Annotated in this window: 12 protein-coding genes and 1 pseudogene; 5 read left to right on the top strand and 8 right to left on the bottom strand. The window is 62.3% G+C overall.

Translation table 11 applies throughout. The annotated features are described in order from the left end of the window. The first annotated feature begins 54 nt into the window (after positions 1–54). A pseudogene (locus tag OKW40_RS34250) lies at positions 55–1003 on the top strand (LysR family transcriptional regulator). 96 nt (positions 1004–1099) lie between these two features. Then, a complete protein-coding gene (locus tag OKW40_RS34245; protein WP_429493518.1) occupies positions 1100–1420 on the top strand; it encodes a hypothetical protein in 321 nt (106 codons plus the stop codon). Between the two features lie 90 nt (positions 1421–1510). On the opposite strand, the gene OKW40_RS34240 is transcribed toward OKW40_RS34245, so the two are convergent. The 6 genes from OKW40_RS34240 to OKW40_RS34215 all read right to left on the bottom strand — a co-directional run bounded on the left by OKW40_RS34240 (position 1511) and on the right by OKW40_RS34215 (position 7636). Next, a complete protein-coding gene (locus OKW40_RS34240; RefSeq protein WP_429493517.1) occupies positions 1511–2356 on the bottom strand; it encodes an NAD(P)(+) transhydrogenase (Re/Si-specific) subunit beta in 846 nt (281 codons plus the stop codon). A 54-nt stretch (positions 2357–2410) separates the two neighbouring features. Beyond that, positions 2411–3226 (bottom strand): fumarylacetoacetate hydrolase family protein, encoded by an 816-nt coding sequence (locus OKW40_RS34235; protein ID WP_429493516.1) that lies wholly within the window; start codon positions 3224–3226, stop codon positions 2411–2413. A gap of 9 nt (positions 3227–3235) precedes the next feature. Beyond that, complete coding sequence (frc, locus tag OKW40_RS34230) at positions 3236–4483, bottom strand: formyl-CoA transferase (protein ID WP_429493515.1); 1248 nt, start codon at positions 4481–4483, stop codon at positions 3236–3238. Between the two features lie 24 nt (positions 4484–4507). Next, a complete protein-coding gene (locus OKW40_RS34225) occupies positions 4508–6271 on the bottom strand; it encodes a thiamine pyrophosphate-binding protein (protein ID WP_429292371.1) in 1764 nt (587 codons plus the stop codon). Positions 6272–6720: 449 nt separating this feature from the next. Then, positions 6721–7440, bottom strand: a complete 720-nt coding sequence (locus tag OKW40_RS34220; RefSeq protein ID WP_013091210.1) for a GntR family transcriptional regulator — start codon at positions 7438–7440, stop codon at positions 6721–6723. Next, on the bottom strand, positions 7418–7636 hold the full coding sequence (locus OKW40_RS34215; RefSeq protein ID WP_184010619.1) for a hypothetical protein: 219 nt from the start codon (positions 7634–7636) through the stop codon (positions 7418–7420). Before OKW40_RS34215 ends, OKW40_RS34220 begins: the two co-directional genes overlap by 23 nt. Before the next feature lie 374 nt (positions 7637–8010). Between OKW40_RS34215 and shiA the strand changes: the two genes are divergently transcribed. From shiA to OKW40_RS34200, 3 genes are all read left to right on the top strand, one after another. Continuing rightward, complete coding sequence (shiA, locus tag OKW40_RS34210; protein WP_429352324.1) at positions 8011–9330, top strand: shikimate transporter; 1320 nt, start codon at positions 8011–8013, stop codon at positions 9328–9330. Between the two features lie 414 nt (positions 9331–9744). Continuing rightward, positions 9745–11148, top strand: coding sequence for an L-lactate MFS transporter (locus tag OKW40_RS34205; RefSeq protein WP_187613591.1), 1404 nt, complete (start codon positions 9745–9747; stop codon positions 11146–11148). A 10-nt stretch (positions 11149–11158) separates the two neighbouring features. Further along, the gene (locus tag OKW40_RS34200; protein WP_090809263.1) at positions 11159–11287 is read left to right on the top strand and encodes an MFS transporter small subunit; all 129 of its coding nucleotides are present in this window, start codon (positions 11159–11161) and stop codon (positions 11285–11287) included. 74 nt (positions 11288–11361) lie between these two features. Here the strand turns inward: OKW40_RS34200 and OKW40_RS34195 are convergent, their stop codons facing one another. Further along, entirely contained in the window at positions 11362–12396 is a 1035-nt protein-coding gene (locus OKW40_RS34195; RefSeq protein WP_429493514.1) for an SGNH/GDSL hydrolase family protein, read from the bottom strand. Positions 12397–12527: 131 nt separating this feature from the next. After that, the gene (locus tag OKW40_RS34190; protein WP_018424716.1) at positions 12528–12953 is read right to left on the bottom strand and encodes a DUF3830 family protein; all 426 of its coding nucleotides are present in this window, start codon (positions 12951–12953) and stop codon (positions 12528–12530) included. Positions 12954–13064: the final 111 nt, after the last annotated feature.

Below are 13064 nucleotides of genomic sequence, written 5' to 3'. Positions count from 1 at the left end.
ACTCATAATTAAAGTTTGTTATTATGTTGATTCACGTTTCCTTATACATCGACCATGACGATGCGCAATGCAACTCTGCGGCAACTGAAGGTCTTTGAAACGGTAGCGCGCCACCTGAGTTTTTCGCGCGCCGCGGAGGAATTGCATCTGACTCAGCCAGGCCGTTTCCACCCAGGTCCGGCAACTCGAGGAACATGCGGGGCTGCCTCTGTTCGAGCAACTCGGCAAAAAGATCTATCTGACGCCGGCCGGCACGGAAATGCTCCACTACAGCCGCGCGATCATGCAGCAGTTCCATGAAGTCGACGAAGCGATGAGCCAGTTGAAGGGCGTCTCCGGCGGCAAACTGAATGTTGCGGTGATTAGCGCGGGCGACTATTTCTTTCCGCGCCTTCTCGCCGAATTCACGCGTCGCTATTCGGGTGTGGATCTCAATCTCGCGGTACACAACCGCGAAGAACTGCTTCATCAACTGGCGACCAATCAGACCGACCTCGCGGTCATGGTGCGTCCGCCGCACGAAACCGACGCGACCAATGAACCGTTCGCGCCGCACCCGTACGTGATCGTCGCGGCGCCCACTCATCCGCTTGCGCACAAGCGCAATATCCGCTTCAGTCAACTCGCGAACGAAGCGTTCATCGTGCGCGAACGCGGCTCGGACACGTGGAATTCGATGGAAGAAGGTTTTGCCGGCCGGCTGTCCAATCTGAAGATTGCGATGGAGATCAAGAGCACCGAGACGATCAAGCAGGCGGTCATCGCCGGCATGGGCATCGCGTTTCTGTCCGCCCATACGATCAGCCTCGAATTGCAACTGGGTCATCTGGTCGTGCTCGACGTCGAAACCTTTCCGGTCATGCTCAATTGGTATGTCGTGCATCGGAAGAACAAGCGTCTGCCACCGGTTGCCGTCGCCTTCAAACGCTTCCTGATGGAGGAAGGCGCCAATCTGATCGAAAAGATCACCCGCGTGAAGGAACTGAGCGTGCATAAGCCGTAGGCTATGGAAAGCCAATAAAACTTTAACTATTGCAAATCGATCGCGACTTCTATGCTGCAAGCGAGTTCTTTCACTTGCGAGCCGAGGAGGCCGATCATGAACCACGCTCCGGTTGAATCCCGTATCAGTACACGCAACGCTCGCACAGCGGCGGCGGATCACGAAGACCAACCCGACGATGCGCATCTGAGCGCCTACAATGCCGCGTTCAGCGAGCTTGGGCTGCGGTTTCGCTGGGACCGTGCGACGCTCGACATGCTGAAAGAGTTCAATGGCGAGTTGGCGCGAATCACCGCTTATATCGAGCGCTATCACAGCCACCTGCATCGGGCGTACGATGCCGACTTTCTCGCGCAACTGATTCTGCATAGGAAGACGCAGTACTACAGCGAATTCGCCGCGACCGTGGGCGACTAGAAGCATTGAAAAAGACTCGGGCGGCGGGATCATCGTCCCGCCGTCTTCGCTATTGGCAATCAGCTCTCCTGGCGGCGCATGCATCATTGATCAGCGACGTGTAGTGAAATGAACCGGCCGCTCGTGCGCGCATTGGCGTGCACAGTCGCGCTGGCGGCCGTTGCCGCGTCTACCATCACGCCCATCCCGACTATCTGCAGAGGCGCTCACGCGCATCATCGCCGGCGTGACATCGCGAAGCGCCCACGTCTGCTCTTCCCCGCCATGCCACTCGATGTTCGCGAGCAGGCCCGGCTTGCCGATCGCCAGGCCATCGCTACGCGCGGCGAAGGCATACATGCGCGCTGCGCAACTGACGCGATTCGCCGCGTGAGCGGGATCGGCCGAGTACTCGCGGCTCAGCATCAGATGCACGCCCATTGCCAACGCCAGCCCCCCCGTCGCGAGCAATGCCGCGAGTCCGAATGGCTGTGCCTGTTCAGTGACGAAGCCGTAACCGAGCCATCCGCACAAAAATAGCGCAAACAGATTGACGACGTGATGTCCCGGCCGCGCGACGGCCTCGAGTTGCAATGCGCCGCGCAGCTTGCAGAACGCAATCGCCGAGATCGCAAAGAGCAGCGCGCCGATCAACACGGCTGCAAACAGTTCGATGCGTTCGCTGTTCTCGCGCGCCGCTGCCAACAGGTAGCGCGTAAAGCCTGTCGACGCGACCGCCAAACCGATCCCGCTGCCAAGCAATGCAAGCATCCGGGGCCTGCGTGTCAGATCGCGTTCGCGCACGCATGAATGCCGCTGCGCCGAACGTCGGCCGAACTGTCGTCGCGAGAGCGCGGCCAACGCCACCATCAGCACCGCAATCAACGCCGCGGCGACAGTCACGGCGAGCAGCAACAACAGGTCCATCCACACGGCACTCCCACAGGCTTGCGGCATGCGTGATCCTCCGTGATGCGATGAAAAGGCAAGAGCCGCGAGGTCCGGCCCTCGTCAACCGACGTTCGCGGTATCGCCCGATCGCGGTGGCTCGTCGCGCTGCGCCGCGCTCAAGGTATTGGTCAGCGTGCCTATCCCATCGATCGTGATCGAGACCGTTGCACCGTCCTTGATCGACCCCACGCCCGCCGAGGTGCCGCACGCAATCACGTCGCCGGGTTCGAGCGTCAGATCCTGCGATATCAGACTCACCTGCTCGGCCGGCGAAAAGACCATATCGGCGAGCGGATAGTTCTGACGCTCGGCGCCGTCGAGCGTGGTCAGGAGGCGCGCCGCCCGCCAGTCGAAACCGGAGACGATGGCCGGCCCCAGGCAACAGAAGGTATCGAAGCTCTTCGCGCGACACCACTGCGGAAAATGCGGATTCTCGTTAAGCAGATCGGCGGCGGTGACGTCGTTGACGAGCGTGTAGCCGAAGATCGCCGCCTCCGCCTGTTGCGCATCCACGTCGCGGCAACGCTGGCCGATCACGATGCCGAGTTCGCCTTCGTAGACGATCTTGCCCGCGTAGTGACGCGGCCGGCGGATCGGCTCGCCCGCGCCGATCACCGACGCCGCCGGCTTCAGCAGAAACAGCGGATGCGTGGGCACGGGTTTGTCGAGCTTCGCCGCGAGCGCGTGATAGTTATTCCACAGCGCGACGATCTTGCCGGGCGAGCACGGCGCCAACGGCGTCAATGCGCGCAGCGACAGTACCGCGCCGGTCGGCACCGGCTGCGCGAGACTTTCGTACTCGTGCAGATAGGCGCCTTCGACACGGCCGAACACGATGCCGCCGTCGCCCGACATGAACCGCATCCACGTCTGCATGCCTCGCTCCTAGATTGCGCCCGCCGTGCGCAGCGCCGTGATCTGCTCGGCCGAATAACCGAGCTCGGCCATCACTTCATCGGTATGTTCGCCAAGCAGCGGCGAGCGTTTGACGTCGGTCGGGCTGTCGGACAGCTTGATGGGATTGCCCACTGTCAGATACTTGCCGCGCTTCGGATGATCGACTTCGACGATCGTGCCGGTTTTGCGCAGCGACGGCTCCGCGGCAATTTCCTTCATCGACAGGATCGGGCCGCACGGAATGTCGTATTCGTTCAGGATCTGCATCGCCTCGAACTTGGACTTCGTCATCGTCCAGCGTTCGATTTCGGCGAAGATCTCCTTCAATCTCGGCAGGCGCGCGGGCGCCGTCGCGTAGTCGGGGTCCGTGGCCCACTCCTCCTTGCCGATCACGTTGCAGATCTTCGCCCACACGGGCGCCTGCGTGATGAAGTAGATATAGGCGTTGGGGTCGGTCTCCCACCCTTTGCATTTCAGAATCCAACCCGGCTGGCCGCCGCCCGACGCATTGCCCGCGCGCGGCACCGCTTCGCCGAACGTGCCGTTCGGATATTGCGGATACTCCTTCATCACGCCGGTACGGTCGAGCCGCTGCTGGTCTCGCAGTTTGACGCGGCACAGATTGAGCACGCCGTCCTGCATGGCCGCGAGCACGCGCTGGCCGCGTCCGGTATGCGTGCGTTGATAGAGCGCAGTGACAATGCCGAGCGCGAGATGCAGCCCCGTGCCGCTGTCGCCGATCTGCGCGCCGGTCACGACCGGCGGGCCGTCGTCGAAGCCGGTGGTCGACGCAGCGCCGCCCGCGCATTGCGCGACGTTTTCATAGACTTTGCAGTCCTCGTAAGGACCGGGACCGAAGCCCTTCACCGAGGCGACGATCATGCGCGGATTCAATTCCTGAATCCGCTCCCACGTAAAGCCCATCCGGTCGAGCGCGCCCGGTGCGAAGTTTTCGACCAGTACGTCGCATTTCTGGATCAGCGCTTCGAGCACCTGCTTGCCTTCCGGATGCTTGGTGTCAATCGTGACCGAGCGCTTGTTGTGATTGAGCATCGTGAAGTACAGGCTATCCACGTCGGGAATATCGCGCAGCTGCTCGCGCGTGATGTCGCCCGCGCCTGCCCGTTCCACCTTGATCACGTCCGCGCCGAACCATGCGAGCAATTGCGTGCAGGTCGGCCCCGATTGCACATGCGTGAAATCGAGGATGCGCACACCGTCGAGTGCCTTGGCCATGTCGTATCTCCTGAACGATGAGGGTTATTTGTACATGGTCTGGTTCTTCGTGCCCGGTGCGTACTCGCGCGGGTCGACCCAGATGTTGACCACCGCCGAGCGGCCGGTGCGATGAATCGCTTCGCGCGCACGCTGTAGCGCGCTCGCGATCTGCGCGGGATCGCGCACTTCCTCGCCATAGCCGCCGAGCATTTCGGCGAATTTGCTGAACGGCACGTCGCCGAGCAGATTGCCGACGTTGCCGCGTTCTTCGCCGTATTTGGCAAGCTGGCCGTAGCGGATCTGGTTCATCGCCGAGTTGTTGCCGATCACCGCGAGATACGGTGCGCCGAAGCGGTTCGCGGTTTCCATGTCGAACGCGGTCATGCCGAACGAGCCGTCGCCGTAATAGCAGAGCACTTCCTTGTGCGGATGCGCGAGCTTCGCCGCCAGCGCGAAGCCGGTGCCGACGCCGAGCGAGCCGAGCGCGCCGGGGTCCATCCACTGACCGGGGCGGCGCGGGCGCACCGCTTGCGCGGAGATCGTCACGACGTCGCCGCCGTCGCCGATATAGACGGTGTCGTCGGACAGGAACTCGTTGAGTTCGTACGCGACGCGATACGGATGAATCGGCGTGCTGTTCGAGCGGAACAGCGGCATCAGTTTTTCGGTTGCGCTCGCTTCGGCGTCGCGCAACTGCGCCATCCATTTGCGGCGCGCCTGACGCTTGTCGTCCTTGATACGACCGCTCGCGGCCTGCAGCACCGCGGCGAGAATCGCGCCCGGATCGCCGACCAGACCCAGATCGATATCGCGATTCTTGCCGACGGTTCGATAGTCCATATCGATCTGCACCAGCGTCAATTCCTTGCTGATGCGTCGGCCGTAACCCATGCGGAAATCGAACGGCGTGCCGACCACGATCAGCACGTCGGCATTCGCAAACGCCTGCGAACGCGTGCGATCGAAATGATGCGGATCGCCCGGCGGCAGCAGCCCGCGGCTCGCGCCATTGAAATAGCCGGGAATCTCGATGCCGCGCAGCAGCGCGATCGCTTCCTCGTGACCGCGCGCGGTCCACACCTGCTGGCCGTACAGGATCGCGGGGCGTTCCGCATCGACGAGAATGTCCGCCAGTTTCTCGATGTCGCGCGGGTCACCGATCGATTTCGTCGACGCGCGATAGCGGCCCGGCCGCGGCACGATCGCGCGCGACACGTCGACTTCGCGGTCGAGCACGTCGCGTGGAATTTCCAGGTAGGCGGGACCGGGCGCGCCGTTGAAGCATTCGCGCGCGGCCATCGAGATCATGTCCGCGACGCGCTCGGTGCTCGACACGCTCGCGGCGAACTTCGTGATCGGCGCCATGATGTCGACGTGCGGCAGGTCCTGCAGCGAGCCCATCTTGTGCTGCGTCAGCGCGCCCTGCCCGCCGATGTGCAGGATCGGGCTTTCCGAGCGGAACGCGGTCGCGATGCCGGTTACGGCGTTCGTGCAGCCGGGGCCGGCGGTCGTCACCACGCAGCCGAGCTTGCCGGTCTGGCGCGCGTAGCCGTCGGCCGCGTGTGCGGCGACCTGCTCGTGGCGCACGTCGATGATGCGGATGCCTTCGTCGACGCAGCCGTCGTAGATATCGATGATGTGGCCGCCGCACAGCGTGAAGATCGTGTCGACCCCCTCGTTTTTCAGCGCCTTTGCGACCAGATGGCCGCCCGACACGACGCCCGCGTCGCGGGTCTTCTGCTTGAGCGTGTCGTCGGCGGTCGTGGTGGCCGTGGCCGGACTCAGGGATGAAACAACTGCAGACATGGTCATCTCCTCATCAATCGGATGTGCAACGGTTATCGACGGACGCGTCCGCTTCGATATACGTCCGGTTGCACCGACGTCTCACGGCTTCGAAGATACCGTATGTGATATATCACATTCCTTCAAGGCCAATTTCGAGACATAGACGGCGCGAAGTTTGTGCTGCTCGAGCTTGTCTGCCGCAGCTTTGCGCCGAATCTACAGGGCTCTGCGGCAGTCATTTCAAGGGAAAACACCAGGTCGTGCGTTAACCGGTCATTGTTGATATATCACATACCATATTTTCAAGACCGTCAAGCAAGGTTTATCCCGCAGCGCGGCGGCGACCTCGTTTTGTTTGCCGCCGCGCGACCTGCGGATCGCTCGAAGTGCGCGCACGCAAAAAAGCCCGCGGTGTTTGCACACGCGGGCTTTTCGCAATCAGCAGCCAGGCAGCGTCTACGCCGCCATTAATCGAGGAAATCGCAATTGGCTTCGACGAACGCCGCGAGATCGAGCGAATGCTGGCGCGTGAGCCGCTCGGCGAGTTCGGTATCGCGCTTTTCGAGCGCCTCGATGATGCGCAGATGATCGACGATAGAGCGCGCGGCCCGGTCGCTCTGCGAGATGGTCATGCGCCGGATCGCGCGCACGTGGATGAAGATGTTCTTGATCGTGTCGAGAATGATCTGCGACTTCGACAACTCGACGATCGCCTGATGAAACGCGATGTTCGCGTCCGAATACTCGGCGATATGCTCGGCCGGCGTCGTGTCGCGGAAATTGTCGAACATATGGCGCAAGCGGCCGATTTCCTCGTCGGTCGCATGCAGCGTGGCGAGCCGCGCGGCCATGCTTTCGAGCGCGGCCCACATCTGGATCATCTCGACGATTTCGCGTTTGCTCTTGCGCACGATGTAGATGCCACGCCGCGGCACCATGCGCAGGAAGCCTTCCTGCTCGAGCAGCGTCATCGCTTCGCGCACCGGCGTGCGGCTCACGCCGAGCGATTCGCTGAGCACGCGCTCGTCGAGACGGATTTCTTCGCGATTCTGGTAGATATCCGCGTCGGCGATTGCCTGACGCAGCATCGCATAGGCCTGATCGCGCAAGCTCGCACTCGCGCCGATTGGCTGCAACGACAGGGTCAACGGGGTGGCCACTGTTTCAGTTGGAAGTTCTGACGACATTCATCGCCTCTGCTTGAACACGCGCGCGATTCGGCGCCGCCGTTTTGCCGCGCTGCTCGCCCAGACCCACGAAGCGGCCATGTTGCGATGCAGGTGCAGCGACCGATTCGGGAATCCAGTCGGTCAGCAGAACGGTGGCGGCACAGCCCAATCCAACGACGGCCATGGCGAACAGCGCAAGAGGCACGAATTCCACGTGTAACTCCGGATGATTGAGAAGATTGATCCCTCAATCATATGCTGCAACGCCGCATTTTTCAATATTCGGTATGTAGTATATCAACCACTGTCGTTTTTAAGATTACTTTCACGTTAGCACGCCGCGCGCTGCGTGGGTTCGCCCACATCGTTCCCCGCGACGGTTCTCCGCGGCGCTCGGTGTAAACACGCAAAACGCGCGCTATTCGCGCAGCCGCGAGCGATGATCGCGCATTTTCTCCATCACGCGGATTGTGAATTCCGGGTCGCGTCATTAACCTTCCGGACATTCCCTGCGCGGATCGATCGCGTCGAAAGCCTTGCCCGGGCGGCGCGATCGATTAAAGCACATATCACATTGAAGGAGACTCGATGAGCACCACCCACCCGCAGGCCACAGTGGCCACTCACCGCAACGCGCGCAGTCGGGCTCGCAAGGCCGCGCTCGGCAGCTTTATCGGCGCCGTGGTCGACTGGTACGACTTCCTGTTGTACGGCATCGTCGCCGCGCTCGTGTTCAACGCCGAGTTCTTCCCGAACGTCGGCCCGGCGATGGGCACGCTTGCCGCGTTCGCGACCTTCGGCGTCGGCTTTCTGTTCCGGCCGCTCGGCGGCTTCGTGTTCGGCCATTACGGCGACCGGCTCGGACGCAAGCGCATGCTCGTGCTCACCGTGATGATGATGGGTCTGTCGACGGCCGCGATCGGTCTGCTGCCGGCGTTCTCGACGATCGGCTGGTTGGCGCCGGTGCTGCTCGTCACGCTGCGCGCAATCCAGGGCTTTGCGGTCGGCGGCGAATGGGGCGGCGCGGCGTTGATGGCCGTCGAAAGCGCGCCCGAGAAAAAGAAGGCCTTCTACAGCAGCGGCGTGCAGGTCGGCTACGGCGTCGGGCTCGTGCTGTCGACGGGACTCGTCGCGCTGATCAGCCGCTCGATGGACAACGCCGCGTTCCTCAGCTGGGGCTGGCGTCTGCCGTTTCTGTTCAGCGTCGTACTGGTGCTGATCGCGCTCTGGATCCGCTCGAGCATGGAGGAATCTCAGGAGTTCGTCGAGAAAGTCGGCCAGCATGGCGAGCGCCGTGTGCGCCTGCCGATCGTCGAAGCGCTGCTGCGCCATCCGAAAGCCTTCCTGCTGATCATCGCGCTGCGGCTCGCCGAGCTGTTCACGATGTACATCGTGACCGCGTTCGCACTGAGCTACTCGACCACGAACCTGCACATGCCGCGCGAGTTTTTCCTGACGATCGGCTTCGTCGTCGGCGCGCTCAGCTGCGTGACGATTCCGTGCTTCGCCTGGCTCGCGGATCGCTTCGGCCGCCGTCGCATCTATATGATCGGCGCGCTGGTCGGCGTGTTCAGCGCGGTGCCGTTCTTCCTCGCGCTCGAAGCGCGTTCGACAGTATGGATCGTCGTGTTCGCGGTGATGCTTGCCAACATCGCGCACGACATGGTCGTCAGCGTCCAGCAGCCGATGTTCACCGAGCTGTTCGGCACCGAGTACCGCTATAGCGGCGCGGGTGTCGGCTATCAGGTGGCGAGCGTGGTCGGCGGCGGATTCACGCCGTTCATCGCGGTCGCGCTGGTCAGCTTCGCGGGCGGCTCGTGGCATCCGGTGGCCGCGTATCTGGCGATCGGCTGTCTGGTCTCGGTACTCGTTGCAGCACGCATGAAGACCGGGCGCAAGATCGATTGACACCGGCGGAACTCGCCGTCGATACACGACGGGCCGGCGCGGCGAAGAAGCCGCGCCGGCCCGTTTCGTTTTGTGCCGCGCGTCGTGCGCGTCTCGTTTATTGCTGACTTTGCATAGTGGCTCTAGTCAGAAGTACGACGCAACCCGCTCGGAGCGTCCCACGATTTGCACGATCGCGTGAAGAATACCCGCGTTTCACCAGGTTCACACCTTATGTCCGCGTGCTTCATATTGCGAAGCCATCGTCCAGGTCCTATTGTCGAGCCAGGCGCGATTTTGGGTACGTGGATCCAGGTCATATGAAATGAAAGTACATATAGCGATGACGCGACGGCGTGCGCAAGTTACACTGCGCCGCCTCAAGGTATATGCACGAAGCGCCGATAAACAGAACAACTGTAAGGAGACCCACTTATGAGTAGCATCAGCGAGCCGGGCGGCCAACGAGGCTCAGCCCCATTTTTTTCCAAACAGGCCACCGTCGCACAGCCCGGCTTTTCGCGCTGGATGGTGCCCCCCGCGGCGCTCGCCGTGCATCTGTGCATCGGTCAGGCCTATGCGTTCTCGGTATTCAACGGACCGCTGACCAAAGTGATCGGCATCACCCAGTCCGCGCCAGATGACTGGTCGCTGACCGCGCTCGGCTGGATCTTTTCGCTCGCGATCGTGTTCCTCGGTTTGTCGGCGGCATTCGCGGGCAAATGGCTCGAACACGTCGGTCCGCGCCGCACCATGTTCACGGCAGCATGCTGTTTCGGCGGCGGGTTCCTGGTGTCCGCGCTCGGCGTCTATCTGCATCAGATCGTGCTGCTATATCTCGGCTACGGCGTGATCGGCGGGATCGGGCTGGGGCTCGGTTATGTGTCGCCGGTGTCGACGCTGATCCGCTGGTTCCCGGACCGCCGCGGCATGGCGACCGGCATGGCGATCATGGGCTTCGGTGGCGGCGCGATGATCGCGGCGCCGTTGTCGGTCGCGCTGATGAACCACTTTCATAGCGCAACGAGCGTGGGCGTCGCTGAGACCTTCGTCGTGCTCGGCATCGTCTACTTCATCTCGATGACGGTCGGCGCGCTCGCGATCCGCGTGCCGCCCGCCGACTGGAAGCCGGCCGGCTGGACGCCGCCCGAAGTCACGCAGCACCGGCTGATCTCGCGCAACCACGTGCATATCGATCAGGCGTTGAAAACACCGCAGTTCTATCTGATCTGGTTCGTGCTGTTCCTGAACGTGACGGCCGGGATCGGCGTTCTCGGCCAGGCCTCGGTGATGATCCAGGAGAGCTTCAAGAACACCGTGACGGCGTCGGCTGCGGCCGGCTTCGTCGGATTGCTGTCGCTGTTCAACATGGGTGGACGTTTCGTGTGGTCGTCGGCATCGGACTGGATCGGTCGCAAGAACACCTACGCCATCTTCTTCGTGCTCGGCGCGGTGCTCTACTACTTCGTGCCCAGCTTTGCCGCGAACGGACAGATCGCGCTGTTCGTGCTGACGTACTGCATCATCCTGTCCATGTACGGCGGCGGCTTCGCGACGGTGCCGGCCTATCTCGCCGACATGTTCGGTACGGCGTTCGTCGGCGGCATTCATGGACGGCTCCTGACCGCGTGGGCGGCGGCGGGCGTAGCGGGTCCGGTGCTCGTCAATTACATCCGCGCATATGAAGTCGCGAACGGTGTCGCCAAAGCGGACGCGTACACGATGACCGTGCACATCATGGCCGTGCTGCTCGTAATCGGCTTTATCTGCAACCTGCTGGTCAAGCGTGTGGATGAGAAGCACCACATGACCGATGCACAAGTCGCCAAGGGCGCGTGAGGAGATCCGTATGTCGACCGTTCAAACCGTACATCCGACCAACAAGGTGATGCTCGCGGTGTTCTGGGTGTATGTGATGATTCCGCTTGCCTGGGGGGTGATCAATACGCTGACGCAGGCGATGAAGTTGTTCAAGTGATGACCTGATGGGGTGCGCACCCCGGCCTGGTTCAGGGGCGGGGTGCCGATAGCGCGCCCCGCCGTAGTCTCCCCTCACCGCCCCAACCCACTATGCGCGATCTGCTGCTCGACGAACTGCGCAAACAACGCATGCATATGCGTCGTCGGATGCAAATCATCCGCGAACATGTAAGTCTGATCCGCATTGGCGCTCACATAGGTCGCCGGCGAACATAGCAGCGCGGTGTCATCGGGCGTTTTCTTCGGATCGCAGGCCTGCCCCGTATTCGACACGGTAAAACCGTTCGCCTGAAAGCTTCCGATGACCTGATTCGTCCACGTGTACGAATCGACCTCGATCACCTTCGACTGCAGCCCATCGGTTTGCAACGCGGTGTTCAACGTAGCGTTGAAAAGCTGCGACAACTGCGTGAGGTTCGCGCCACCATCGGCCGAAGCGAGCCCCTTCGGCGACAGCCCGATATTCGGCAGATTGATCACCACCACATGCGCGCCGCCGTTCTGCACGATCTGCCCGACGAGCTGGGCGAGTGTCGTGGCCGCCGCCTGCACGATCGGCGCCGCGGCGGGCAGGTTGCCGGCGCGGAGCACATCGTTCGCGCCCACCCACACGAGCACGAGCTGATTGGCGTTGAAGCTGCCGTGAGCGCTCAGATAGCTCGACAGTTGCTGATTGACAGGCATTTCGACGTTGCCGATGACGTCGCTCAGATAGTCGTACTGGTTCGCCGGCGTCGCCACCGTCGAGCCCCCTTCCGCGTAACCGAGGCCGCTCTGCGCACTCAGCTTATGCGTGAAATCGATCGTGAACGCGGCGCTGAGCGTATCGCCGTAGTATTGCGCGACCTGCTGGGACCACACCTCGCCGGGGTTGGTCGTGAAACGCCCGCCTCCCACCGCGCTCGCCAGCGGCGCATAAGTCCCGACGTCCGAGAGGCTGTCGCCGAACGACACGACCTGCAGCTTGACGCCGCCAGCCGGCTCGGCCGCCGTGCTGCCGCCGCTACTCGACCCGCCGCTGCCGTCACCGCCCCCGCCGCAAGCCGAAAGCACCACGATCGACATGGCAAAAACTACAGCGCGGACCTTGTCATTTATGCCTCGCATTTGCTCCTCCTCGCCGGGCGGGCCAGCGGTGTCGAGTGCCTCACGTGCGTGGTCGGTGCCGGATCGATACCTGACCGCACGCGGCTCTTCAAACAAGCATCGCGTATGCCCAGCAAGGAAATGCGGCTCGCTCAAAGCCTCTCGAACACCACCTCCTGCGCGCCTTCCCACAGCACCTTCGTGCCGAGCTCGCGCAGTTTTTCCTTGCCTTCGACGATCGTCAGAAAATGATTGCCCGCGAGTTGCCCCATCTTGCTCGCGAAGCAGCATGAGCCATATGCGAGGATGATCTCGGTCTCGCTATAGCCGCCCGGATAGAACAGGATGTCGCCGACCGATGGATGGCTCGTGTGATTCTCGAAGCCGACCGCGACGCCGTCGTTCTCGAGCTTGAATTCGCCGAGCGGCACCCAGCAGCCCTCACCGCTCCAGCGCACATGGATCAGCTTCTGCCGGTACGGCAGCAGCTTCAGGAAGGCGGCCACGGTCTGCGGCGCATCGGGATGGGTTTCGGCGATGAAGGCGTGGCCGCAGGCGGTCATCTTGAGTCGGGTCATGGCGCGTTATCCGGTATGTGGGGTTCAAAAGCGGTTCGATTCTGTCGTCCGATGCAAGGTTTCGACAGATACAGTTGTCGGCGCTGCGGTCAGTCCAGTTAGACCACGTCC

It is taken from the genome of Paraburkholderia sp. RAU6.4a (genome assembly GCF_050435625.1).
Taxonomy (GTDB): domain Bacteria; phylum Pseudomonadota; class Gammaproteobacteria; order Burkholderiales; family Burkholderiaceae; genus Paraburkholderia; species Paraburkholderia tuberum.
The sequence above is the reverse complement of the archived record's forward strand: the minus strand, read 5'-3'. Positions and strand labels throughout refer to the sequence as shown.

Coding starts and splice junctions, on each gene's coding strand:
- OKW40_RS34245 (WP_429493518.1), top strand. CDS start 1,100: ATGAACCACGCTCCGGTTGAATCCCGTATCAGTACACGCAACGCTCGC.
- OKW40_RS34240 (WP_429493517.1), bottom strand. CDS start 2,356: ATGCCGCAAGCCTGTGGGAGTGCCGTGTGGATGGACCTGTTGTTGCTG.
- OKW40_RS34235 (WP_429493516.1), bottom strand. CDS start 3,226: ATGCAGACGTGGATGCGGTTCATGTCGGGCGACGGCGGCATCGTGTTC.
- frc (WP_429493515.1), bottom strand. CDS start 4,483: ATGGCCAAGGCACTCGACGGTGTGCGCATCCTCGATTTCACGCATGTG.
- OKW40_RS34225 (WP_429292371.1), bottom strand. CDS start 6,271: ATGTCTGCAGTTGTTTCATCCCTGAGTCCGGCCACGGCCACCACGACC.
- OKW40_RS34220 (WP_013091210.1), bottom strand. CDS start 7,440: ATGTCGTCAGAACTTCCAACTGAAACAGTGGCCACCCCGTTGACCCTG.
- shiA (WP_429352324.1), top strand. CDS start 8,011: ATGAGCACCACCCACCCGCAGGCCACAGTGGCCACTCACCGCAACGCG.
- OKW40_RS34205 (WP_187613591.1), top strand. CDS start 9,745: ATGAGTAGCATCAGCGAGCCGGGCGGCCAACGAGGCTCAGCCCCATTT.
- OKW40_RS34200 (WP_090809263.1), top strand. CDS start 11,159: ATGTCGACCGTTCAAACCGTACATCCGACCAACAAGGTGATGCTCGCG.
- OKW40_RS34195 (WP_429493514.1), bottom strand. CDS start 12,396: ATGCGAGGCATAAATGACAAGGTCCGCGCTGTAGTTTTTGCCATGTCG.
- OKW40_RS34190 (WP_018424716.1), bottom strand. CDS start 12,953: ATGACCCGACTCAAGATGACCGCCTGCGGCCACGCCTTCATCGCCGAA.